The sequence below is a fragment of the Mesorhizobium sp. P2_A8 genome (assembly GCF_056404935.1).
Genome location: NZ_JBFUDB010000004.1, coordinates 308801 through 332634, shown reverse-complemented (window position 1 = coordinate 332634; position 23834 = coordinate 308801). Strand labels below are relative to the sequence as shown.

At 62.7% G+C, this 23834-nt stretch carries 22 protein-coding genes, 1 tRNA gene and 1 other RNA gene; 17 read left to right on the top strand and 7 right to left on the bottom strand.

Annotation, left to right across the window (positions count from 1 at the left end):
• Positions 1–2: 2 nt before the first annotated feature.
• Both AC1D10_RS14060 and ffs read right to left on the bottom strand, forming a co-directional pair.
• Positions 3–1805 carry a DNA polymerase III subunit gamma/tau gene (locus AC1D10_RS14060; protein WP_477272635.1) on the bottom strand — a complete coding sequence of 601 codons (1803 nt, stop codon included), beginning with the start codon at positions 1803–1805 and terminating at the stop codon, positions 3–5.
• Between the two features lie 105 nt (positions 1806–1910).
• Positions 1911–2007: signal recognition particle sRNA small type (gene ffs, locus AC1D10_RS14055), an RNA gene on the bottom strand.
• Between the two features lie 153 nt (positions 2008–2160).
• Here ffs and AC1D10_RS14050 point away from each other — a divergent pair.
• The 3 genes from AC1D10_RS14050 to AC1D10_RS14040 are packed head-to-tail and all read left to right on the top strand — an operon-like array spanning position 2161 to position 3905.
• Positions 2161–2580, top strand: coding sequence for an HIT domain-containing protein (locus AC1D10_RS14050; protein WP_379104867.1), 420 nt, complete (start codon positions 2161–2163; stop codon positions 2578–2580).
• A 37-nt stretch (positions 2581–2617) separates the two neighbouring features.
• A complete protein-coding gene (gene nudC, locus AC1D10_RS14045) occupies positions 2618–3562 on the top strand; it encodes an NAD(+) diphosphatase (protein WP_477272633.1) in 945 nt (314 codons plus the stop codon).
• Between the two features lie 37 nt (positions 3563–3599).
• Positions 3600–3905, top strand: a complete 306-nt coding sequence (locus AC1D10_RS14040) for a Dabb family protein (protein ID WP_379104863.1) — start codon at positions 3600–3602, stop codon at positions 3903–3905.
• On the opposite strand, the gene AC1D10_RS14035 is transcribed toward AC1D10_RS14040, so the two are convergent.
• Positions 3902–4768 (bottom strand): prephenate dehydratase, encoded by an 867-nt coding sequence (locus AC1D10_RS14035; protein WP_477272631.1) that lies wholly within the window; start codon positions 4766–4768, stop codon positions 3902–3904. The two genes, AC1D10_RS14040 and AC1D10_RS14035, sit on opposite strands and share 4 nt — an antisense overlap.
• A 42-nt stretch (positions 4769–4810) precedes the next feature.
• Positions 4811–5539 (bottom strand): 3-deoxy-manno-octulosonate cytidylyltransferase, encoded by a 729-nt coding sequence (locus AC1D10_RS14030; protein WP_477272629.1) that lies wholly within the window; start codon positions 5537–5539, stop codon positions 4811–4813.
• Between the two features lie 193 nt (positions 5540–5732).
• On the opposite strand from AC1D10_RS14030, the gene AC1D10_RS14025 reads away from it, so the two are divergent.
• From AC1D10_RS14025 to AC1D10_RS13995, 7 genes are all read left to right on the top strand, one after another.
• Positions 5733–6434 (top strand): c-type cytochrome, encoded by a 702-nt coding sequence (locus tag AC1D10_RS14025; protein WP_379104858.1) that lies wholly within the window; start codon positions 5733–5735, stop codon positions 6432–6434.
• 170 nt (positions 6435–6604) lie between these two features.
• A complete protein-coding gene (locus tag AC1D10_RS14020; RefSeq protein ID WP_477272627.1) occupies positions 6605–8482 on the top strand; it encodes an extracellular solute-binding protein in 1878 nt (625 codons plus the stop codon).
• Positions 8482–10350, top strand: coding sequence for an extracellular solute-binding protein (locus AC1D10_RS14015; RefSeq protein ID WP_477272625.1), 1869 nt, complete (start codon positions 8482–8484; stop codon positions 10348–10350). The genes AC1D10_RS14020 and AC1D10_RS14015 overlap by 1 nt, the downstream gene beginning before the upstream one ends.
• Positions 10351–10380: 30 nt before the next feature.
• Positions 10381–11478 carry a microcin C ABC transporter permease YejB gene (locus AC1D10_RS14010; RefSeq protein WP_477272623.1) on the top strand — a complete coding sequence of 366 codons (1098 nt, stop codon included), beginning with the start codon at positions 10381–10383 and terminating at the stop codon, positions 11476–11478.
• Positions 11478–12623 carry an ABC transporter permease gene (locus AC1D10_RS14005; protein WP_477272621.1) on the top strand — a complete coding sequence of 382 codons (1146 nt, stop codon included), beginning with the start codon at positions 11478–11480 and terminating at the stop codon, positions 12621–12623. Before AC1D10_RS14010 ends, AC1D10_RS14005 begins: the two co-directional genes overlap by 1 nt.
• Positions 12620–14251, top strand: coding sequence for an ABC transporter ATP-binding protein (locus AC1D10_RS14000; RefSeq protein ID WP_477272619.1), 1632 nt, complete (start codon positions 12620–12622; stop codon positions 14249–14251). Before AC1D10_RS14005 ends, AC1D10_RS14000 begins: the two co-directional genes overlap by 4 nt.
• Positions 14252–14280: 29 nt before the next feature.
• Positions 14281–15222, top strand: coding sequence for a 2-hydroxyacid dehydrogenase (locus AC1D10_RS13995; RefSeq protein ID WP_379104849.1), 942 nt, complete (start codon positions 14281–14283; stop codon positions 15220–15222).
• Positions 15223–15361: 139 nt separating this feature from the next.
• Here the strand turns inward: AC1D10_RS13995 and AC1D10_RS13990 are convergent, their stop codons facing one another.
• Both AC1D10_RS13990 and AC1D10_RS13985 read right to left on the bottom strand, forming a co-directional pair.
• On the bottom strand, positions 15362–15724 hold the full coding sequence (locus tag AC1D10_RS13990) for a hypothetical protein (RefSeq protein WP_477272616.1): 363 nt from the start codon (positions 15722–15724) through the stop codon (positions 15362–15364).
• 119 nt (positions 15725–15843) lie between these two features.
• Positions 15844–16761 carry a class I SAM-dependent methyltransferase gene (locus tag AC1D10_RS13985; protein ID WP_477272614.1) on the bottom strand — a complete coding sequence of 306 codons (918 nt, stop codon included), beginning with the start codon at positions 16759–16761 and terminating at the stop codon, positions 15844–15846.
• 106 nt (positions 16762–16867) lie between these two features.
• On the opposite strand from AC1D10_RS13985, the gene AC1D10_RS13980 reads away from it, so the two are divergent.
• Genes AC1D10_RS13980 through AC1D10_RS13970 form a run of 3 tightly spaced genes read left to right on the top strand, consistent with a single transcriptional unit; the run spans position 16868 to position 20414 of the window.
• A complete protein-coding gene (locus tag AC1D10_RS13980) occupies positions 16868–17875 on the top strand; it encodes a ligase-associated DNA damage response exonuclease (protein ID WP_477272612.1) in 1008 nt (335 codons plus the stop codon).
• Between the two features lie 4 nt (positions 17876–17879).
• On the top strand, positions 17880–19481 hold the full coding sequence (locus AC1D10_RS13975) for a cisplatin damage response ATP-dependent DNA ligase (RefSeq protein WP_477272610.1): 1602 nt from the start codon (positions 17880–17882) through the stop codon (positions 19479–19481).
• A 54-nt stretch (positions 19482–19535) separates the two neighbouring features.
• Positions 19536–20414, top strand: a complete 879-nt coding sequence (locus AC1D10_RS13970) for an isocitrate lyase/PEP mutase family protein (RefSeq protein ID WP_477272608.1) — start codon at positions 19536–19538, stop codon at positions 20412–20414.
• 13 nt (positions 20415–20427) lie between these two features.
• Here the strand turns inward: AC1D10_RS13970 and AC1D10_RS13965 are convergent, their stop codons facing one another.
• Positions 20428–21591: a hypothetical protein gene (locus AC1D10_RS13965; RefSeq protein ID WP_477272606.1), complete on the bottom strand. Its 1164-nt coding sequence runs from the start codon at positions 21589–21591 to the stop codon at positions 20428–20430.
• Positions 21592–21876: 285 nt separating this feature from the next.
• Here AC1D10_RS13965 and AC1D10_RS13960 point away from each other — a divergent pair.
• From AC1D10_RS13960 to AC1D10_RS13945, 4 genes are all read left to right on the top strand, one after another.
• Positions 21877–21952: transfer RNA gene (locus AC1D10_RS13960), tRNA-Thr, on the top strand.
• A 458-nt stretch (positions 21953–22410) separates the two neighbouring features.
• Positions 22411–22614 carry a YodC family protein gene (locus tag AC1D10_RS13955; RefSeq protein ID WP_477272604.1) on the top strand — a complete coding sequence of 68 codons (204 nt, stop codon included), beginning with the start codon at positions 22411–22413 and terminating at the stop codon, positions 22612–22614.
• Positions 22615–22815: 201 nt separating this feature from the next.
• Positions 22816–23244, top strand: coding sequence for an EF-hand domain-containing protein (locus AC1D10_RS13950; RefSeq protein ID WP_477272602.1), 429 nt, complete (start codon positions 22816–22818; stop codon positions 23242–23244).
• Between the two features lie 45 nt (positions 23245–23289).
• The gene (locus AC1D10_RS13945) at positions 23290–23832 is read left to right on the top strand and encodes an RNA polymerase sigma factor (protein WP_477272600.1); all 543 of its coding nucleotides are present in this window, start codon (positions 23290–23292) and stop codon (positions 23830–23832) included.
• The last annotated feature ends 2 nt before the right edge of the window (positions 23833–23834 follow it).

Below are 23834 nucleotides of genomic sequence, written 5' to 3'. Positions count from 1 at the left end.
GGTCAGGTCTCGTCGTCGTCCGCCGGCGGCTCGACCGGCACTTCGGCCTCGGCCGTATCGGCTTCCGGCGCGTCGGGAATGCGCACGTCGATGATCTTGGCGCCGGGGAACCGCGCCAGAATGGCGGCAACGGTCGGATCGCTCTTGGCGTCGAGGAAGGCGGTCTCGCGCTTGGTCGATTCCATTTCGGCGAGCGTCTGGCCGCCCTCCTCCTTCGACAGCGAGACCAGCCAGCTGCGGCCGGTCCAGGCGCGCAGCTTCGTCGTCAGATCGTTGAGCAGCATCTTGGGTGCATCAGCGGTCAGACCGACGTCGATGCGGCCGGGCTCGATGCGCACGAGACGGATGCAGCTCTTAACCAACACCTTGAAGGCGATGTCACGCTGCGAGTCGGCAAGGGCAACGATGTCGGCCAGCGATTTCAGCGGTACCTGCTGCGTTTCCAGCACCGGCTGAGGGGGCGCGACGAAGGCGACAGGGGCGGGCGTGGCCTCGACAAGCCGCATGGTCTGCGCGCCGCCTGGCCCGGATGGCATGCGGCTTTGTGTAACCGCGGTGGCGCCGCCACCATTGCCGGACCCCGTGGGCGCGCCATTGGGGCGCGACGCGCTATTTTGAACTGGCGCCGCACCCTCTAGCGATCTCAACGCCTCGTCCAGCGTCGGCAGGTCGGCGGCGTGCGCCAGCCGGATCAGCACCATCTCGGCGGCACTCACCGGCCTGTTGGAGGATTGCACCTCGGGGATGCCCTTGAGCAGCATCTGCCACGTCCGTGACAGCACCCTGACCGACAGCGTCCTGGCGAAATCCGCGCCGCGTTGGCGCTCGTCCTGCGACAGCGCCGCATCGTCGACGGCCGACGGCACGAAACGCAGCCGGGTGACGAGGTGGTTGAACTCGGCAAGATCGGTCAGCACGGCGGCCGGATCGGCGCCGGTGTCATACTGCGCGCGGAATTCCCCAAGCGCTGCCGCCACATCGCCCTTCATTACATGTCCGAACAGGTCGACTATGCGGGCGCGATCGGCCAGCCCCAGCATCGCTCGCACCGCGTCGGCGCTGACGCTGCCCGCGCCATGCGCAATCGCCTGGTCGAGGATGGAGAGCGAATCACGGGCCGAGCCCTCGGCGGCGCGGGCGATCATCGCCAGCGCGTCGTCGTCGACCGAAATGCCTTCCTTGGCCGAAATCGACGAGAGGTGCGCCACCAAAGCGCTGGCGTCGATGCGCCTGAGGTCAAAGCGCTGGCAGCGCGACAAGACGGTGATCGGAACCTTGCGAATTTCGGTGGTGGCGAAGATGAACTTGACGTGCGGCGGCGGCTCTTCCAGCGTCTTCAGCAGGCCGTTGAAGGCCTGGGTGGAAAGCATGTGCACTTCGTCGATGATATAGACCTTGTAGCGGGCCGACACCGGAGCGTAGCGCACGCGCTCGATGATGTCCCTGATATCGTCGATGCCGGTGTGCGAGGCGGCATCCATCTCGATGACGTCGACATGACGGCCTTCCATGATCGCCTGGCAATGCTCGCCGAGCACGGCAAGCTCGACCGACGGCTGGTCTGATGTGGCGGTCTTGTAGTTGAGCGCACGCGCCAGAATGCGCGCCGTCGTGGTCTTGCCGACGCCGCGCACACCGGTCAGCATCCAGGCCTGTGCAATGCGGCCGGTGGCAAAGGCGTTGGTGAGGGTGCGCACCATCGGCTCCTGGCCGACCAGCTCGGAGAAGTTCGAAGGACGGTATTTGCGCGCCAGCACACGATAGGCGGCGGCCTTGTCCGTTCCCGAATTTCCGGCTTCGCTCATTCGCCCGTAAAGCTCCAAATAACCGCGCCCGAAGGCGGCCTATTCCTGCGCATAGTCTCGCCCGCGCTGCAATGCGTCGTCAATGTCGCGAGAGGGGCCGATGAGGTGGGAGGCTGGAACAATGACCCGTTCCGGGCTCGTTAGGGCTGCTTCCTTCCGGACCTGACCCGGTTGGCGAGTGGATCGTCCACCACCAACCTCCCGCTTTCCATATCGGCAATTCGGCGATGAAATGCAAGTGCGCAGGCAAATCAGCCGCGCGAACCGCTGCGGATCAATGATTCGCTTGCAGCCCTGTTGCTGCCGCTCTAGCGTCATGAGTTTGAGGAAACCAAGAAAAGCAAGGGAAACGCCGATGCTGCCGGGCCTGGAGGCCGGATTCACGCTGGATGCCCGGCTGGAGGCGGACAGCGAGCAATTGATGTGGCTTGGGCTGTGCGAATTGCGAGTGATGAACGACCGTCGCTGGCCATGGCTGCTTCTGGTGCCGCAGCGGCCGGGCGCGGAGGAAATCCACGACATGACCCCACTCGACCAGGCGATGCTGACCTTCGAGACCAATATGGTGGCGCAGGCGCTGAAAAAGGTGACCGGCTGCACCAAGATCAACACCGGCGCGCTCGGCAACATCGTGCGCCAGTTGCACATCCATGTCATCGCGCGTTCGGAAGGCGATCCCGGTTGGCCGGGCCCGGTCTGGGGACATGGCCTGCGTGAGCCCTATCAGCGTTCCGACCTGCGCCGGTTTGCCCAAACGATCAAGGCGGCGCTATAAGCCTTCCCCGTGTCCATCCCAAAGCATCAGAGTCCGCATGAGCTTCCGCCTGTTTGACGCGCCGTTGCGCGAGCCGAGCCAGTTTGTCGGCTTTGCCGGCAACATGATCGACCGGCAATCCGAGAACCGTGCCGACGATTCCGTCGACAAGGCGCTTGCCGATCGCACGACAAGGCTGCTGTTGATGAATGGCGGCCGGCTCTATCTGAAGCTCGGCGAGGGTGGCGGTCTCGACCCCTGGTTCGGCGCCGCCGAGAGCGAGCCGTTCAAGGCTTCATTCGCCCAGGGAGTCCTGCTCGGCTTTTCCGAACAGGGACCCGTACTGGCGGTGCCAGCCGGCGTCGACGCCGAACATCTGCCGGAGACCATCAAGGCGATCGACCACCGCTCGGTCTACATGCAAGGGCTGATCGATGAGGCCGCCGCCGGCGCGATGGCGCAAGGTGCTGCCCTGCTCGCCTGGCATGCAAGCCATCGCTTCTGCAGCAAATGCGGCGCCGAATCACAGATGCGGGCCGGCGGCTACAAGCGCCATTGCCCAAATTGCGGAACCGAGCATTTTCCGCGCACCGACCCGGTGGCGATCATGCTGACGGCAACGCGGGAAAAGTGCTTGCTCGGGCGCGGCCGGCATTTCGGGCCAGGTATGTACTCGGCCCTTGCCGGCTTCATCGAACCAGGCGAGACGATCGAAGCTGCGGTGCGCCGCGAGACCCTGGAGGAGGCCGGGATCCGGCTTGGCCGCGTCGTCTACCATGCCAGCCAGCCCTGGCCGTTTCCCTATTCGCTGATGATCGGCTGCTTCGGCGAGCCGCTCAACGATGACATCCAGGCCGACCTCAACGAACTGGAGGACTGCCGCTGGTTTGCCCGCGACGAGGTGCGTTTGATGCTATCCCGGGAGCATCCCGGCAATCTGGTCACGCCACCGAAAGGCGCCATTGCCCATCACCTCATTCGCGCCTGGGTCGACTGCGAATGATGGCAGCCAATACCGAAAGACATTGCAGGAGCAGAAAATGATCCGTCACACCGTCGTCTTCACGCTGAAGCATCCGCCGCATTCGCTGGAGGAAAAGAGGTTCCTGGTCGACGCCAAGAAAGCCCTCTCCGCGATCAGGGGCGTCACGCATTTCGAGCAATTGCGGCAGGTCAGCCCCAAGAACGACTATCGCTTCGGCTTCTCGATGGAGTTCGCCGACCAGGCCGCCTACACGAGGTATAACGACCATCCCGACCATGTCGCCTTCGTGCGCGACCGTTGGGTCCCGGAAGTCGAGACCTTTCTTGAAATCGACTATGTGCCGCTGGGCGCGGTGATCTAGTCGGCCACCTTCCACTGCTCGCGCGATTCGCTGGCCGGGTAGACGCCCAGGATTCGCACCTCGCGGGAGAAGAAGCGAAGTTCGTCCAGCGCCAGCTTGACCAGGGGATCGTCGGGATGGCCCTCGATGTCGGCGTAAAACAGCGTCGCCGTGAATGCCCCCAACTGGTAGCTTTCCAGTTTGGTCATGTTGATGCCGTTGGTGGCAAAACCGCCCATCGCCTTGTAGAGCGCGGCCGGCACGTTGCGGACGCGGAAGATGAAGGTCGTCATCATCTTGGTTTCGGCTGACGGACGCTCGGCCCATTGCTTGTTCTTGGTCAGAACGACAAAGCGGGTGACGTTGGAGTCGGTGTCCTCGACATTCTCCTCGATGATGTCGAGCCCGTAGAGCGTCGCGGCCAGCGCGGGCGCCAGCGCCGCCATGGTGCGGTCCTTGACCTCGGAGACCAGCTTGGCGGCACCCGCCGTGTCGCCGGCGACTACTGCCTTCCAGCCGTTCTTGCGAATGTATTTGCGGCACTGGCCAAGCGCATGGATGTGGCTGTGCACGGTCTTGATCTCATCGCGTTTGACGCCGGGCAGCACCATCAGCTGAAAATGGATCGGTAGGAAATATTCGCCGACGATATGCAGCTTCGATTCCGGCAGCAAATGATGGATGTCGGCGACGCGCCCGGCAATGGTGTTCTCGATCGGGATCATGGCGAGATCGGCCTTGCCCGTCTCGACCGCGTTGAACGCATCCTCGAAGGTCGGGCACGGCAACGGCTCCATCGAGGGATAGACGTTGCGGCTGGCTGTGTCGGAATTGGCGCCCGGCTCGCCCTGGAAGGATATTCTGTTGGTCGTCTTTTCAGGCATGCCCAAGTCTCGGTTCAAAGTGTCTCTGGTTGAAGGGATTCTTCAGTGTGAAAGGATGGTTCTGGCGCGTTCGAGGTCTTCGGGCGTGTCGACGCCAAGCGGCAGCGAGCGCACGATCTCGGCGTCGATACGCATGCCGGCTTCCAGCGCCCGCAGCTGCTCCAGCCGCTCGCGCCGTTCGAGCGGCGACGGCTTCAGCGCGACGAAGCGCTCGAGTGCCGCGCGGCGATAGGCATAGAGGCCGACATGGTGATACAGCGCGCCCTCGCCCCATGGGGCGGTGGCGCGGGTGAAATAGAGCGCCCTCAGTCGGGTGCCGGAGAGCGGCGAACCGACGATCTTGACGACGTTCGGATTGGTCTTTTCCTCGTCGCGGATGATCTCGACGCCGAGCGTGGCGATATCCACCGCGGCATTCTCGAAAGGCCTGAGCGAAGCGATGATGATTTGCGGATCGATCGTCGGCAGGTCGCCCTGCACATTGACGATCGTTTCGACCTTGCGCTCAGGATCGAGCGCGACCAGCGCCTCGTGGATGCGGTCGGAGCCGGATTCGTGGTCCACGCGTGTCATCACGGCCTCGAACCCGTGCGCGCGCACCGCTTCCGCCACGCTTTGCGTGTCGGTCGCCACCACCACCCGGCCGAGGCCGGCTTCAGCGGCGCGGCGGGCGACATGGACGATCATCGGCGCGCCGGCGATATCGGCCAGCGGCTTGCCCGGCAGGCGGGTCGAGGCCATGCGGGCCGGGATCAGGATCAGGGTGGACATGCGCGTTGCAGGGCGTCTCGAAAGAGGAAGGGAAAAGTGGCAAAAGGTCTCACTGGAAGCGCCCTTATAGGTGTTGCAACGCCCGAGCAAAAGACCTAGTTTCCGCCCGATTTGACCGCCTTCGCAGGGTGGGTCACGATACCGACGGACGGAGTGGACGGTTCGGTCCGCCGGAAAAGGGAGCAAGGGGCGTATGGATTCCAACGAAGTCAACAAGCTGCTCGCCGGATTGCTCGGAACCGTTTTCGTGGTCTTCTCGGTCGGCCTTGTGTCCGATGCGCTGTTTGCCTCGCCGGCCCCGGAAAAACCCGGTTTTGCCATCGAAGCCGCCGAGCCCGCGGAAGGCGGCCCGGCCGCTCCTGCCGCCGCAGCCAAGCCGATCGCCGACCTGCTGGCGACCGCCAATGTCGAGGCGGGCGCTGCCGTGTTCAAGAAATGCCAGGCCTGCCATTCCGGTGAAAAGGGCGGCCCCAACAAGGTCGGCCCCGATCTGTGGGATCTCATCGACCGTCCGGTCGCAGAGCATGAGGGCTTCGCCTATTCGGCCGGCATGAAGGAATTCTCCAAGGGCGGCACCGAGAAGTGGACCTACGACAACATCAACCACTTCATCACCTCGCCGAAGAAATTCGTGAAGGGCACGGCCATGGGCTTTGCCGGCCTGCCCAAGGACGAGGACCGCGCCAACGTCATCGCCTATCTGCGCACGCTGTCGGAAAATCCCAAGCCGTTGCCGGCGCCGGGGGCCGCCGCCGATGCGACCGCGCCGGCCAAGCCTGCCGATGCAGCCGCCCCGGCGAAGCCGGCTGAGGCTGCCGCTCCCGCCAAGCCGGCGGCACCCGCGGCTCCGGCTGCGCCAGCTCCCGCCGCACCGGCACCGGCGCCTGCCCAATAAACAAATTGTCACCTCGACGATCTTGAAAAAGCCGGGTTCAGCCCGGCTTTTTTGTTAGGATGATCGCATATGTAGCGACAAAGCCGCGCATTGCGGTTCTCACGAGCGGCAAATCATCTAGATTGCCTGTCTGGATTGATCAGGGACACGCAGCGCGAAGAGGATAGTGCATGACGGTTGGCCGAACGCTTCTCAAGTCGTTGCTGACGGCGGCCCTGCTGGCGGCGGGATTGCAAGCGACCCAGGCCGACGAATGGCGCACCACCTCATCGCTGATCGGCGAGTCCAAATACGGCGACAATTTTCAGCACTATGACTACGTCAATCCGAAAGCGCCCAAGGGTGGCACGCTGAATTCGGTTGTGCTCGGCACTTATGACAGCTTCAACCCCTATGTCGTCCAGGGATCGCCGGCCGCCGGCCTGGTCGGCTTCGGCGGCGGCCTGCTGTACGACACGTTGATGGAGCAGGCGACCGACGAAGGCAGCACCAGCCATCCGCTCATCGCCGACGCCTACAAATATCCGGCCGACTATTCCTCGGCGACCTACCGGCTCGACCCGCGTGCCAAATGGCACGACGGCCAGCCGATTACTGTCGATGACGTCATCTGGTCGTTCCAGGTGCTGAAGGCCAATAGCCCGATGTACAGCCGCTATTTCGAGAATGTCACCGATGCCGTAGCGATTTCGGACAGCCAAGTCGAATTCCATTTCAGCCAGAAGGGCAACCGGGAACTGCCGAAGATCATCGGCGATCTCGTCGTTCTGCCCAAACACTGGTGGGAGGGCGACGATGCCAACGGCAAGAAGCGCGACGTCACCAAGCCGACGCTGGAAATCCCGCTCGGCTCCGCTGCCTACAAGATCGCCAGCTTCAAGCCGGGCTCGGAAATCGTCTGGCAGCGCGTGCCGGATTACTGGGCGGCCAAGCTGCCGGTGAAGATCGGCCGCGAGAATTTCGACACGCAACGCTTCACCTATATTCTGGACGACAATGCTGCCTGGCTCGCCTTCACCAAGGGCGGATTGGATGACGTGAAGCCGGAAAACAGTTCGAGGCGCTGGAAAACGGCCTATGATTTTCCGGCAGTCAAAACCGGCGACGTTATCAAGCAGGAATTCAAGACCACCTCGCCTGAGCCGATGCAGGCTTTCATGCTCAACCAGAGGCGCCCGCTGTTCCAGGATCGCCTCGTTCGCGAGGCACTGACCTACCCATTCGACTTCGAGACCATGAACCGAACCCTGTTTTTCGGTTTCAACACCCGCACATCAAGCTATTTCCAGGGCACCGAACTGGCGTCGAGCGGATTGCCGCAAGGCAAGGAACTGGAGATTCTGGAAAAGTATCGCGAGAAGCTGCCGCCCGAACTGTTCACCCAGGAATTCAAGCTCCCGGTCTACGATTCGCCGCAAGCAGAACGGAAGTACCTGAAGCAGGCCGTCGATCTCTTCGCCAAGGCAGGCTGGGTGATCAAGGGCGGCAAGATGGTCAATGCCAAGACCGGCGAGCCGTTCAAGTTCGAGATCCTTGGCTGGAACGACACGGACCAGGTGATCTCCAGCCCCTATATCGCCAATCTGCGCAAGATCGGCGTCGATGCGACTCTGCGCCTGATCGACCAGACCCAGTACGTGAATCGCGTCAACAATTTCGATTTCGACGTCATCATATCGCAGCTTGGTCAGTCTGAATCACCAGGAAACGAGCAACGGGATTTCTGGAGTTCGAAGGCCGCCGATCGGCCCGGCTCGCGCAATTACGCTGGCATCAAGAATCCGGTCGTCGACGATCTGGTCGACCGCATCATCTTCGCTACCGACCGCGATGATCTGGTTGCCGCCACCCATGCGCTCGACCGGGTACTGTTGTGGAATTACTACGTCGTGCCACAGTATTATCGAGCCGTGGTCTGGCTGGCTTACTGGAACAAATTCGGCATTCCCGACAAGCAGCCAGCCTATGTCGGCGCCGACCAGAATTCCTGGTGGATCGACCTCGACAAGGAAAAAGCGCTGGCCACCAAATACAGGGGTAGCAATTGATGGCGGTCCTTGCCCGCCGCGACTTCCTGGCACTGGGCAGTGCTGCCGCGGCCGCCGCCTTGCTGCCCGGCAAGGCCTTCGCCACCATCCCGACCGGTGTCAAATTGCACGGCCTGTCGGCCTTCGGCGACCTGAAATACAAACCGGACTTCGCGCATTTCGACTATGTCAATCCGGACGCGCCCAAGGGCGGCCAGATGAATTTCGCGCCGCCCAACGCTACCTTGAATCAGAGCTTCCTGACTTTCAACACACTGAATTTCCTGGTGTTGAAAGGCGATGCGCCGCCGCGCGCCGAACTCTGTTTCGATTCTTTGATGGCAAGCGCGCTCGATGAGCCGGATGCGGTCTATGGCCTGCTTGCCGAGTCCGTTACCTTGTCGCAAGACCGCAACGGCTTCCGCTTCGTGCTGCGACCGCAAACGCGTTTCCACGACGGCTCGCCGCTGACCGCCGAAGACGTTGCCTTCGCCTTGAAACTCTACAAAGACCAGGGCCACCCGAGCCTTTCCAAGGCGCTGCGCTACATGACGGAAGCGGTCGCGACCGATCCCGTCACCCTCGATCTCACCTTCAACGGCGAACAGTCCGCACAAAACATCCTTGCGATCGTGTCCATGCCGATCGTGTCCAAGGCCTTTTATACGGCCAATGATTTCGACGCCTCGACGATGACGCCGCCGCTCGGCTCGGGACCATACAAAGTCGGGCGCGTGGCAGCCGGACAGACCGTCGAATATGAACGCGTCGCCGACTATTGGGGCCGCGATCTCGCCGTGAACCGCGGCCTTTACAATTTCGACCGCATCCGTATCGACTTCTATCTTGATCGGCAGGCCGCGTTCGAGGCCTTCAAGAAAGGTGACACGCATTTCCGCGAGGAATTTACCGCGCGTGTATGGGCAACCGGATACGACTTTCCGGCGCTGAAGGACGGCAAGGTCGTCAAACGGGAATTTCCCGGGGAAAAGACGCCGGACATGCAGGGTGTCGCGCTGAACCAGCGTCGTCCGCAATTCCGCGACGAGCGGGTGCGGCGGGCGATAGCCAGATGCTTCGATTTCGAATGGATGAAGCGGGCGCTGTTTTACGGCTCTTACGAGCGTTCGCAATCGAACTTCGAGCGGTCTGACTACAAGGCCGAAGGCATGCCATCGCCTGGGGAATCGGTCCTGCTGGAGCCGTTCCGGGCGGAGTTGCCGCCAGAGGTCTTTGGCGAAGCCGTGACGCAGCCGCTGTCCGACGGTTCGGGCCATGACCGCAAGCTGCTGGGCGAAGCTTCGAGATTGCTTGCGCAAGCCGGCTGGAAGCGCGCCGGCAGTTTCGTCGTCAACGACAAGGGTGAGCGGCTGAAGGTTGAAATGCTGGCAGAAGATGACGGCATCGTTCGCATCTTCACCCCATGGTCCGAGAATATGAAGGCGATCGGGATCGACGCCTCGATCCGGCAAGTCGATTCGGCACAGTATGAACAGCGGCACAGCGATTTCGACTTCGATCTTACCGTACTGCATTGGTCGATCGGGGCGACGCCAACTGTTGACAGCCTGGAGATGCTCTATGATTCCCGGATGGCGAAAACGCCGGGACAGCGCAACTATCCCGGGACGGAGAGCAAAGCCATCGACGCACTGATCGTGGCGGCCGGCAAGGCGCAGAGCCGAAGCGAACTCGTCACCGCGCTCAGAGCGCTCGACCGGGTCTTGCGCGCGCGGCTAGACTGGATTCCAACATACTATCTGGCGAATCACCGCGTCGCCTATTGGGACATGTTCGGTTTTCTCGAGCAGAAGCCCGATTTCGGCTTTCCGGTCGAGACGCTGTGGTGGTTCGATAAGGGCAAGGCGGCAAAAATTGGCAAAGGCTGAGATGTTCGCTCAAGCAGGGCAAAAGGCCTGATGGGCGCCTATATCCTGCGCCGCATCCTGTTGATGATCCCGACCCTGTTCGGCATCATGGCGATATCCTTCGCCGTCATCCAGTTCGCCCCCGGCGGCCCGGTCGAACAGGTCATCGCCCGGCTCACCAACCAGGGCGGCAGCGATCGCCTCGGTAGCGGCGGTGGCGACGCAGGCGGCGGCGCCAATTTCGACGCCGCCGGTGACGTCAGCTCGAAATATCGCGGCGCGCAGGGTCTCGATCCGGAATTCATCAAGAAGCTGGAGAAGCAGTTCGGCTTCGACAAGCCGCCGCTCGAGCGCTTCGGCATGATGCTGTGGAACTACGCCCGCTTCGATTTCGGCGACAGCTACTTCCGCGACATTTCAGTGCTCGACCTGATCCTGGAAAAGATGCCGGTGTCGATCTCGATCGGGCTGTGGATCACGCTTTTGTCCTATCTGATCTCGATCCCGCTCGGCATCCGCAAGGCGGTGAAGGATGGCACCCCCTTCGACGTCTGGACCAGCGGCGTCGTCATTGTCGGCTATGCCATTCCGGGCTTCCTGTTCGGCATCATGCTGATGGTGCTGTTTGCCGGCGGGTCGTTCTGGGACTGGTTTCCGCTTCGCGGCCTGACGTCCGACAATTGGGACCAGCTGTCCTGGTCGGGCAAGATCATCGACTATTTCTGGCACATGACCTTGCCGCTGACCGCGCTGGTGCTGTCGGCGTTCGCCACCACCACGCTGTTGACCAAGAACTCGTTCCTGGAGGAGATCCGCAAGCAGTATGTGGTGACCGCGCGCGCCAAGGGCCTCTCGGAACGGCAGGTGCTCTACGGTCACGTCTTCCGTAACGCCATGCTGATCGTCATCGCCGGTTTTCCGGGCGCCTTCATCTCGGCCTTCTTCACCGGCTCGCTGCTGATCGAGAACATCTTTTCCCTCGATGGCCTCGGCCTGCTCGGCTTCAGGTCGGTGGTCGAACGCGACTATCCGGTGGTGTTCGCCAATCTCTACATCTTCTCGCTGCTCGGGCTGTTCGTCGGATTGCTGTCCGACCTGCTCTACACCTGGGTCGATCCGCGCATCGATTTCGAGCGGAGAGACGTCTGATGTCGGACACGACCGCGACCAGGGAAGCGGCACCGAAGCGGATCGTGCGGCCCTTCCTGTCGCCGCTCAACAAGCGCCGCCTGCAGAATTTCAAAGCCAACCGGCGCGGCTACTGGTCGCTGTGGATCTTCCTCGTCCTGTTCGTGCTGTCCCTGTTTGCCGAACTGATCGCCAACGACAAGCCGATCATCGCCTCCTACAAGGGCGAGATCCTGTTTCCGGTGCTGGTCGCCTACCCCGAGGAGAAATTCGGCGGCTTCTATGCCGTCACCGACTATCGCGACCCGGTCATCCAGGACGAGATCAACGCCAATGGCTGGATGATCTGGCCGCCGGTGCGCTACTCCTACCAGACCGTCAACAACGCCATTCCGGAAGCAGCCCCTGCCAAGCCGTCCTGGCAGTATGACGCCAAGGCGCGCTGCATCCAGTATCCACAAGGGGCAGCCGACCCAGCCTGCATCGTCGGCAACTGGAACTGGCTCGGCACCGACGACCAGGCGCGCGACGTGCTGGCGCGCGTCATCTACGGCTTCCGCATTTCGGTGCTGTTCGGCCTGATCCTGACCGCCGGCTCGGCCTTGATCGGCGTTGCGGCCGGCGCGGTGCAGGGCTATTTCGGCGGCTGGACCGATCTCCTGTTCCAGCGCTTCATCGAAATCTGGTCGGCGATCCCGGTGCTCTATCTGCTGCTGATCGTCGCCGCCATCCTGCCACCGGGCTTCTTCATCCTGCTTGGCCTGATGCTGTTGTTCTCCTGGGTGGCGCTGGTCGGCGTGGTGCGGGCCGAATTCCTGCGCGCCCGCAACTTCGAATATGTCAACGCGGCCCGCGCATTGGGCGTGCCCAACCGCACCATCATGTTCCGGCACCTGTTGCCCAACGCCATGGTGGCGACACTGACCTTCATGCCCTTCCTGCTCAGCGGCTCGATCTCGACGCTGACCTCGCTCGACTATCTCGGCTTCGGCCTGCCGCCTGGCTCGGCCTCGCTTGGCGAATTGTTGAAGCAGGCGCAGCGCAATCTCAACGCGCCGTGGCTCGGCATTTCCGGCTTCGTTGTTATCTCGCTGATGCTGTCGCTGCTGGTCTTCGTCGGCGAGGCGACGCGCGACGCCTTCGATCCGCGCAAGACGTTCAAATGAGCGACACTCCCCTGCTCAGCGTGCGAGATCTCAGCGTCGCCTTTGCGCAAGGCGGACAGCCGTCGATGGCGGTCGACCACATTTCGTTCGACATCGCCAAGGGCGAGACGGTGGCGCTGGTCGGCGAATCCGGCTCGGGCAAATCGGTGTCGGCGCTGTCGGTGCTTAAGCTGTTGCCCTATCCCAGCGCCAGCCACCCATCGGGAAAGATCCTGTTCCAGGGTGCCGACCTGCTTGCCATGAGCGAAAAGCAGTTGCGGCAGGTGCGCGGCAACAAGATCACCATGATCTTCCAGGAGCCGATGACATCGCTCAATCCGCTGCACACGATCGAGCAGCAGATCGTCGAGATCCTGAAGCTGCATCAGGGCATGGCCGACCGCCCGGCCAAGGCGCGCACGCTGGCCTTGCTCAACGAGGTTGGCATCCGCGACCCGCAAAAGCGCCTCGATGCCTATCCGCACCAACTGTCCGGCGGCCAGCGCCAGCGCGTGATGATCGCCATGGCGCTGGCCAACGAACCCGAACTGCTGATCGCCGACGAGCCTACGACGGCGCTCGACGTCACCGTGCAGGCGCAGATCCTCGAGCTGCTGGCGGAGCTGAAGAGCCGCAAGGGCATGTCGATGCTGTTCATCACCCACGATCTCGGCATCGTGCGCAAGATCGCCGACCGGGTCTGCGTGATGACCAAGGGCAAGATCGTCGAGACCGGGCCGACCAAGGAGATTTTCGCCAACCCGCAGCACGCCTATACGCGCCATCTCCTGGCCGCCGAGCCGAAAGGCAAGCCGCCGGCGGCCAATGCCGCAGCCAAGCCTGTCATGACCGGCAAGGACATCAAGGTCTGGTTTCCGATCAAGCAGGGCTTCTTCCGCCGCACCGTCGACAATGTGAAAGCGGTCGACGGCATCGATGTCACCGTTCGCGCCGGCCAGACGCTGGGCGTGGTCGGCGAATCCGGCTCGGGCAAAACGACGCTCGGCCTGGCACTGGCACGCATGATCTCGTCGACCGGAAGCATCCAGTTCAACGGGCGCGATATCAACCAGCTCTCCTTCAACGCCATGCGGCCGTTGCGGCGCGAATTGCAGATCGTCTTCCAGGACCCGTTCGGCTCGCTCAGCCCGCGCATGTCGATCGCCGAGATCATCGAGGAAGGCCTAAAGATCCACGAGCCGAAGCTGTCGCCCGACCAGCGCGATGCGCGCGTCGCCGATGTGCTGAAGGAAGTGGGGCTAGACCCTGCGACACGCAACCGCTACCCGCACGAGTTTTCCGGCGGCCAGCGCCAGCGTGTCGCTATTGCGCGCGCCATGGTGCTCAACCCGCGTTTCGTCATGCTCGACGAGCCGACATCGGCGCTCGACATGAGCGTGCAGGCGCAGGTCGTCGACCTTTTGCGCAGCCTGCAGGCCAAGCACGACCTTGCCTATCTGTTCATCAGCCACGACCTCAAGGTCATCCGGGCGCTGGCCAACGACGTCATCGTCATGCGCAACGGCAGGATCGTCGAAGCCGGGCCTTCCGAGCGGATTTTTGAAAATCCGCAAACGGACTATACTCGGGCGCTGATCTCGGCCGCCTTCAAGATAGAAACGGCGCCGGTCGGCATCGTCAGCGAGTGATTTGCGTAAAAAGGGACTAGAAGACAACGATGGAAAAAGGCCGCATCCTGCTTGCCGTCACCGGCTTTCATCCGCAGCGCTGGCGCGACCTGCTGTCGGCCGAGCGTGAGGTGGTGCTTGAGCCCGATGGCGCCAGCGACCCGTCGATCACCTACGCGGTGGTGTGGAAGCAGAAGCCGAACCTTCTGGCGTCGCTGCCCAATCTGCGTGCCATTTTCTCGATCGGCGCCGGCGTTGACCACATCTTCGCCGATCCCGGCCTGCCCGACGTGCCTATCGTCAAGGTCGTCGCCGACAACCTCACCCAGTACATGACCGAATATGTCGTCTGGCGGGTCCTCGACCATCACCGCCAAGGCCTGCTCTACCGGTCGCAGCAGCCGAAGAAGATCTGGCACGAACCACAGCAGCGGCCAGCCAGTGATATTTCGGTCGGCATCATGGGGCTCGGCAATCTCGGCCGCGCCGCGGCCTCGGTGCTTTTGTCGCTCGGCTTTGCCGTCAATGGCTGGTCACGCAGCGAGCGGCCGATGAAAGGTGTTGCGACCTATTCCGGCGAGGCCGGATTGATCCCCTTCCTCAAGGCGACCGATATCCTGGTCGTGCTTTTGCCGCTGACGCCAGACACTCACGGCATCATCAACTACGGCGTGCTGAAGGAGCTGAGGAAACGCAACGGCCTCGGCGGCTCGGTGCTGATCAATGCCGGACGTGGCCGCCTGCAGAAGGACGCCGACATCATGCGGGCGCTGGATGACGGTACTCTGAAGGAGGCGAGCCTCGATGTGTTCGAGGTCGAACCGTTGCCCAAGACCAGTCCGCTGTGGGGACATCCGAAAGTGTTCGTGACGCCGCACGCGGCGGCGACCTCCGACCCCGTCCACCTGGTGCCGATCATGCTGCGCCAGATGGACGCTTTCGAGCGCGGCGAAAAGCTCGACAATCTGGTGGACCGCAAGGCGGGGTACTAGAGCAATTCCGGGAAAAGTGTGAAACGGTTTTCCCGGGAAAAGTGCATAGCGCTTTCCCTTGGGAATTGCGTCAAAACAAAGGGATAGAGCGCCCGCGTTCTTCTGGATTGAGGCCGATGCGCGTTGATCGCCTCCAGACCTAACCAGGCAGCGCCAATTTCTTCTTCTGCTCGTCTGGCTTGCCGCAGTCGCGGCGATCAATCGACCGGTTCATGGCATCGATCTCGCCGGTCGCCTTGTCGGCGTCGCGCTTGGTCTTGGAGCGCACGTCCGGCGTGAACGGGCCGAAGCCCATTGCCGGATTGGAGAAGGTCGGCTTGGCCTTCGTCGACAGATGATATTGCTGCGCCAGCCCGTTGCGCTGCGACAGCAGCTGGTCGCAGGGCACGCTGTCATACTGCAGGGAGGATTGTATGTCGGCGTCCTGCCGCTCGGCCATTGAGCTGCCCGCGCAGCCGGCGGCCACAAGGCAAGATGCCAAGACAATCATGTTCCAGCGCATCGACTATGCTCCTCCTGATATCCCGCCTTGATGCGACCAGATCGCAAATATCAGTCGCGCATGCAAATCGGACTTTTTCGCAGCACGGATGCCTGCGGGGACGATGAAAGATTGCCTCCTCAACCTGCCGGCGGCTTGCCTGCCACAACGACCAACCCGTCGACGGGTTCCCGGCGATCCTGCCGGATCACGGTCGTTTCCAGCGACAGGATCGAAAACCCGCTGGCAGCCAGGACGTCACGCACATAGCGTTGCGAATGTGCGAAGCGGCGCGACGGCTGCAACACAAGATCGCCAGTGCCGGTCAAGCTCTCGACGGAAAAGGCGAACAGGCCATCCCTGGCCAGCAAGCCGGCAATCGTCTTCACCACGCTATCGAGCGCCCCGACATAGATGAAGACATCGGCGACGGTCACCAGATCGGCTTTCGGGCCGGCATAGGAAAAATCCCGCAGATCGGCCTTGCCCAGGACATCGTAGACGCCCTTGGCCCGCGCCTGCTGCAGCATCCTGGCCGAAATGTCATATCCCTCCAGCCGATGCGCGATCGGCCGCAGCCTCTGCCCCATCAGCCCGGTGCCGCAGCCAAGATCGAGCGCCAGCGGAAAGCGGCCCGGCCTGGCGGCTCGAATGGCCTGATCGAGCAACTCGGGCAGCCGGTACCCCAGCCTGTCGACCAGCGATTCATCGAAGCTCACGGCATAGTGGTCGAACAGCGTCTCGACGAAGGCGCTGGGCAGCGCGTCGGCTCGCGGCGCCTTGCCGATCAATTGCAGGTTCAGGGCTGCACCCTGACGATCCGTCGGATCGAGCTGCAGCGACATCGTCCATGCCTGGGCGGCCAGATCCGGAGCACCCGCCGCCTGCTGCATTTCGCCGAGGCGAAACCAGCCCATCGCCCATTGCGGCGTCAGTTCCAGTGCGCCGAGCAGCAATTCCACTGCTGCCGCATGATCGCCATCAGCGTGAAGCATCTCGGCGTAGTCGGCGCGGCGATCGGCGTTCAAGTCGCCGGACGAAGCCTGAAGCGGTTTCATGGCGATGGGGTCCTGTCGGAGGATGGAGCCGACGGTGCTGTATGCGGGAGTCAGCAGTCACTTACAACAGGCTTCCCGCAGCGGAATTATATCCTATCTTGGGATCATGCGCGCCAGCGACCTGCTTCATCCCCGGCCCGAGGGCCTCTACTGCCCGCCGGGCGATTTCTTCATCGACCCGGTGCGGCCGGTGAACCGGGCGCTGATCACGCATGGCCATTCCGACCACGCGCGTTCCGGCCACCGTTCCGTGCTGGCAACACAGCAGACGCTCGACATCATGGGCTTGCGCTATGGCGAGCATTTTGCCGACACGACGCAGGCAGCACTGCCCGGCGAGACGATTGTCATCAACGGCGTCAGCATCAGCTTCCATCCAGCCGGCCATGTACTTGGCTCGGCGCAGATAGCCGTCGAGCACCAGGGCACGCGCATCGTCGCTTCCGGTGACTACAAGCGGCGGAAAGACGCGACCTGCGCGCCATTCGAGCCCATCCAATGCGATGTGTTCATCACCGAGGCGACTTTCGGCCTGCCGGTGTTTCGCCATCCACCCGACACGGAAGAGATCGCCCGCCTGCTGAAATCGGCGGCGCAATTTCCCGAACGCTCGCATCTGGTCGGTGCCTATGCGCTCGGCAAGGCGCAGCGGGTGATGCGGCTGTTGCGCGACGCCGGCTACGACAGGCCGATCTACATCCATGGCGCGCTTGCCAAGCTCAGCGACTATTACCAGAGCCAGGGCATCGACCTCGGGACGCTCGAACCCGCAACGGTAGAGGACGGCAGGCAAGATTTCGCGGGCGCCATCGTGGTCGGACCGCCTTCGGCTTTCGCCGACCGCTGGGCGCGGCGCTTTCCCGATCCGATCTCGTGCTTTGCCTCGGGCTGGATGCGCATCCGCCAGCGTGCCAAGCAAGGCGGCGTCGAGCTGCCGCTGATCATCTCGGACCATGCCGACTGGGACGAGCTAACCGCCACCATCAAGGAGACCAGAGCCGAGGAGATCTGGGTGACGCATGGCCGCGAGGAAGCGCTGGTGCGCTGGTGCGAGCTCGAAGGCATCGCGGCGCGACCGCTCCATCTGGTGGGGTACGAGGACGAGGGCGATTGATGGCATGAACCGCTTCGCCGAACTTCTCGATCGCCTGGTGCTGACGCCGTCGCGCAACGGCAAGCTGACGCTGCTGACCGACTATTTCCGCGGCGTCGAGGATCCCGATCGAGGCCTGGCGCTGGCTGCCATCACCGGCGATCTCACCATAGCCGCGGTCAAGCCGGCGATGCTGCGCACCCTGGTCACCGAGCGCATGGATCCGGTGCTGTTCGGCTATTCCTACGACTATGTCGGCGATCTCGCCGAGACGGTGTCACTGGTCTGGCCGCAGACGCCCGGGAACATCCCGAACCGTGAGCCGACGCTTGGCGAGGTCGTCGCCAGGCTGCAGGCGGCAAGCCGCTCCGACGGACCGAAGGTGCTGGCTGGGCTGCTCGACAGCGCCGGCATCTCAGCGCGCTTTGCTATCATCAAGCTGGTCACCGGTGGCCTGCGCATCGGCGTGTCGGCGCGCCTGGCCAAACAGGCGCTGGCGGATTTCGGCAAGGTCGATGTCACCGAGATCGAGGAGCTTTGGCATGGTCTGTCGCCGCCTTACACCGCACTGTTCGCCTGGCTGGAAGGCAAGGCCGAAAAGCCCAAGAACATAGCGATGGCGTTGTTTCGTCCCGTGATGCTGTCAAACCCGGTCGGCGACGGCGATCTCGAAAAGCTCGAACCCGCAGATTATGCGGCCGAATGGAAATGGGACGGCATCCGTGTCCAGGCGGTGGCCGAAGGCGGTATCCGCCGGCTCTATTCACGCACTGGCGACGATGTCTCCGGCGCCTTTCCGGACCTCGCCGAGGCCATGCATTTTTCCGCAGCGCTGGACGGCGAACTGCTGGTCGGTGATCCCCGGCAGGCCACGGGCACCTTCTCGGATCTGCAGCAGAGGCTGAACCGCAAGACGGTGACGCCGAAGATGCAGCAGCAATTTCCAGCCTTCATGCGCTGCTACGATGTGCTGCAGATCGGCGGCGAGGATTTGCGCGCGCTGCCGTTTCGCGAGCGGCGCGGCCGTCTGGAAACCTTTGTCGGAACGCTCGACTCGAGCCGTTTCGATCTTTCGCCATTCGTCGACTTCGCCGACTGGCAGGCGCTGGAGGAACTGCGCCGGGCGCCGCCGCATCCGATCATCGAAGGCGTGATGCTGAAGCGCTGGGAGTCACCCTATGTCGCCGGGCGGCCGAAAGGCCCGTGGTTCAAATGGAAACGCGATCCGCACACGGTGGATGCCGTGCTGATGTATGCCCAACGCGGCCATGGCAAGCGTTCGAGCTTCTACTCAGACTACACGTTTGGCGTCTGGTCCGGCGGGGAAGGCGAGGAGGAACTGGTGCCGGTCGGCAAGGCCTATTTCGGTTTCACCGACGAAGAGCTGAAGCAGATCGACAAGTATGTCCGCGACAACACGGTCGAGCGCTTCGGACCGGTCCGCTCGGTGCGGGCCGACCGCGACAATGGCCTGGTGCTGGAAGTCGCCTTCGAAGGACTCAACCGCTCGAGCCGGCACAAATCCGGCGTCGCCATGCGCTTTCCCCGTATTTCACGGTTGCGCTGGGACAAGCCGGCCAATGAGGCCGACCGCATCGAGACGCTGCGGGCGCTGCTCGATCGCTAGACCCCGGTCGTAAGACCGCCTGGCTAGAAAACGGACTTGAACCCAGGCGGGAAAATGGTTGCTTTTGTGATCATATGCTCCAAGCTTGATCGCCCATTCCAGGCAGGAGAGCATGTGATTTCCCGATCCGACAAGGTTGACCGATTTCGTGCTCTGCACAAATCCGGTTGCTTCGTGATCCCCAATCCATGGGACATAGCCGGTGCCCGGATGATGGTCGGCTTGGGCTTCAAAGCGCTCGCCACGACATCGTCGGGCTATGCGTTCTCCAAAGGCAGGAAAGACGGAGCATTGGAGGTCAGTCGCGATGAGAGCTTGGCATACGCTGCCGAGATAGCGGCCTCGACCGATGTTCCGGTTACCGCGGATCTGGAGGACGGCTACGAAGACAGCCCCGAAGGTGTGGCCGAGACCGTTCGACTCGCGGCGGAGGTTGGACTGGCGGGGTTTTCTATCGAGGACAGGCAGCCGAATTCCGATTTGCCGATACGCGATTTTGATACCGCCGTCGCGCGGATAGCTGCCGCGGCTGACGCTGCGCGAAGATACAACATCGTGTTGACGGCCCGCGCCGATGGCCTCGGCAAAGGAGCATATGATCTCGATGAGGCAATTCGCCGTCTCAAGGTCTTCGAGACTCTTGGCGCCGAGGTTCTCTATGCACCCGGCGTGCCAGATCTGGCCTCTCTCAAGAAGCTTTGCCGCTCGGTCGGCGCTCCGGTAAATCATGTGCTCGGCCAAGGTGTCTCCGGATTGACCTTTGACCAGATAGCGCAGGCGGGTGTGCGGCGGATAAGCGTCGGTGGCTCGCTGGCCCGGGCAGTCGGTGGAGCGCTGATGACCGTTTGTCAGGAAATTGCGACGGGCGACTTCACCGCGTTGGAATCGGCTCCGGCCTGGGGTGATCTACGTAGTCCCAAACCGGTGATGTAAGTCAAGCTGAGGCTTACTTCTCTACCGAGACACGGATTTCGTAGATGTCCGCGGCCTTGCCCTGCTTGTCGAAGTCGGAATTGATGGCGATCGTGCCGGCCGAGCCCGGGTGCTTGTCGGGAAACTGCACGTCGAACAGATATTCGTTCTGCTGTTGGCCGACCGCGTAGCGCTTGCGGCCGCAGTCGCCCAGTTCGCCGAAATTGCAGTCGACGGAAATCTGCGTCTCCTTGCCCTCTTCGGAGCGGGCAATGATGTCGAACACGGCATGTTTGCCGGCGAGCTTCTCCAGCACACCTTGCCCGACGTCGAAGCTGATCGCCGAACCGGAGGCTCCTGACCGGATGCGCAGGAACGATCCGGTATCGTCCTTCATCACCTCGGCCTTGGCATCCGATGGGGCGCTGACATGCGACGCGTCGGTCGGCGAAAACACGTTGATCCAGTCGCGCGACTGGTCCGCGGCGCCGGGCTTTGCCGGGCCGCCTTCGGCCGGTGTGAAATCGTCGCCTTCTACGGTCGGCGGCGCTTCGGGCGGCGCGGTATCGAGCTGCGCCTGCGTCTTGAACACGCCGGTCTGCACGGCGAAAAACAGGCCGATGCCGACAGCGGCAAGCAGTGTCACGGTCAGGAAGATGGCGGTCAGCGGCAGGCGACGCCCCCTTATGCGCCGTTCATCGCGGTCGGGCGCGACTTCCGTCGCAGCGCCGGCCGAGGCGGGAGCAGACATGTCGATGGCCGGCGCGCCGGGAAGGGTAGCGTCCGGCATGATGTCGGGAACGACCGGCAGCACACGCGAGAGCGGCGCATCGGAGGCGGATGGCATGGGCGCGTCGACCACCGATGGCACGGGCGCGTCGACGACGACGGCGGGTGATGACACCGGTTGCCCGGTCTCGACCGCAGGGGCGGTGTCGGCACCAAGCTCGACCGCCGGTGCATCGCCCTGCGGGCCGACATCCGGCACTGCCGGCAGGTACTCGGATTCGATTTCGGTGATTTTCGCCTGGATCGACTTGCGGCGCTTGATGGCGACTTCCACGGTCACGTCAGGATTGGCCTGGAGCGCGCGGTCGAGCGCGGCAAAAGCCGATCGATAGACCCTTTCGCGGAACGCGCGGTCCTCGGCATTGCCTTTCACCAGGGCGTTCCGGATCGCTTTTTCGATCGCGTCCAAGCGGGTCCCTCTGCACGTTTGCCCAACCTTGCCATGATCGTTAGCCGCAGGCGACCAATCAATCAACGGGCGAGCGGCGCATTCTGCCCCGTCAGGGTGTGCAAAGTCCATTGCGGCGCTGTTCCGGCAACGAAATCAGCCTGTTTCATCGATTTTCACGCGCAGAGCCGATGGCCAGCTTTCGACGTCGGCACGACACCCTCGCAGGAATTGCCAAGTCGCATCTTGAATTCGCGGCCGGTTGAGTCTATCACCCAGCCCATCTTGGAGGTCTCAGCCTCCCGGGCCGCTTTAGCTCAGTTGGTAGAGCACATCATTCGTAATGATGGGGTCAGGTGTTCGAGTCACCTAAGCGGCACCATATTTTCCAGTAAAATTTCAACAAGTTCAAATGGATAGCCCAGAGATTATTCGGCTGCCCTCCAATGTACCACCCCCATCAAGAAGCTTTCAGGCCCGCCAGCGTGAAGCAACGGACTTCGTCCGCTCGCAACCTTTTTTCAGTGCCGACTGGCTGGCGCCAGGGGTAATTGGGCGAACGGTTCCATCTTGGTGAGGTTGGAGGCCTCGCCTCGGGATCGAACCGAGGCTTCAGAGATTTGCCGTCTCCAGCGTAGCCGCTCCGCCACGAGGCCATCGCTGTCGAAGTAGCGGCCAAATATTTATAAAAAGGTTAAGCTTGGGAGGCCGATCCACAGAAGAACGATTCGATACACTGAGGGATACGGGGCGCTCTGCTGGAGCAGGGGATCGCGGCGCCGGCGAAGCATATCCGCCATTGTCGCGACCCTGGTTTGGTGTGAAACTCATGACCTCAGCATGGGAGGTCAAAAAATGTCCAACAATTTCAAGACCGGAGACGTCGTCAAGCTGAAATCTGGAGGCCCCAGGATGACAATAAGCGACGGCGCGGCCTCAGGCATATTTATGTGCCATTGGTTCAACCGTGAGGGTGACGTGTGGACCCCGCAACATGCCGGTTTCAAGCCAGACCAGTTGGTCGCGGCTGACCAATCAGACTAGCGACTCGGCGGCGAGAGGGGCGGCTGGCGCGGCGTTTGTCTACGGCGTCATTGCGGCCGCTGGCCCCCCCAAGTGGGCTCGTCCCACCGCGCGAACGGATCGGCATTCGCGACCGACGGATTTCTCTCGTCGCGGCGTTTAACGGTTGAAGCGTGACGGCGGCACAGGCCGTCGGCGACGCCCAACCCGGAGACGCCAGGCATGATCAGCCGTTCGATAATCGTTGTTGCCTTGAGTTTGCAGACCGCTGCGGCTCTCGCCCAGACAGCGACGCAGCCGCCCGCCCCTACACCGGCGACCGGCGCACCGGTTGCCCCGGCAGCCAGGTCCGACATCACGCTGGCCAAGTTCCAGAAGCGGCGGGAGAAGGCGATCATGGCGGCCGACACGGACGGCGACGGCAAGATCAGCCTGCTGGAATGGGAAGCCTTTCAGCCGAAACGCAACGTCAAGGGCGATCCAGCCAAATCCTTCGCGCGGATCGATTCCAACCATGACGGCTTCATCGACCGCGCCGAACTCGATGCATTCTTCGCCAAGCGCTTTGCCAGGCTCGACAAGAATGCCGACGGCGTGCTGACGGCCGACGAACTGCCGGGCCATAAAACCGCTCCCAAGCCGGGGCAATGACCAAGAGGCAATGACGCGCGATGAACATCGGGAGTGCGCCGGCTGATGAGCGCCGATCCGGACGAGGAGCTGGTTCGGCGTGTCGGCGCCGGCGATCCGGCAGCCGTGCAAACGCTGGTCGCGCGAAAACTGCCGCGCATCCTGGCGCTAGCCGTGCGCATGCTCGGCGATGCGACGGAGGCCGAGGATGTCGCGCAGGAGACCTTTCTACGCATTTGGCGCCATGCCTTGAGCTGGCGGCGCGGCAATGCGCGCTTCGACAGCTGGATCCACAGGGTGACGCTGAACCTCTGCTACGACCGGCTGCGCCGCAGGCGCCAATGGGTGACCGACGACCTGCCGGAAATGGTCGACCCCTCGACACTTCCCGATGCCCATCCGCAAGAGGACGCGCTTCGGGTCGAACAGGCATTGCAAGGCATAGCGCCGCGCCAGCGCGAAGCGATCATCCTGGTCTACTACCAGGAGATGTCAAACATCGAGGCGGCGGCGACCCTGCAGATCAGTGTCGACGCTCTGGAGAGCCTGCTTTCGCGCGGCCGGCGGTCGCTGCAGACCATCCTGGCCAGGGATGGCGCCGATGAATGAGA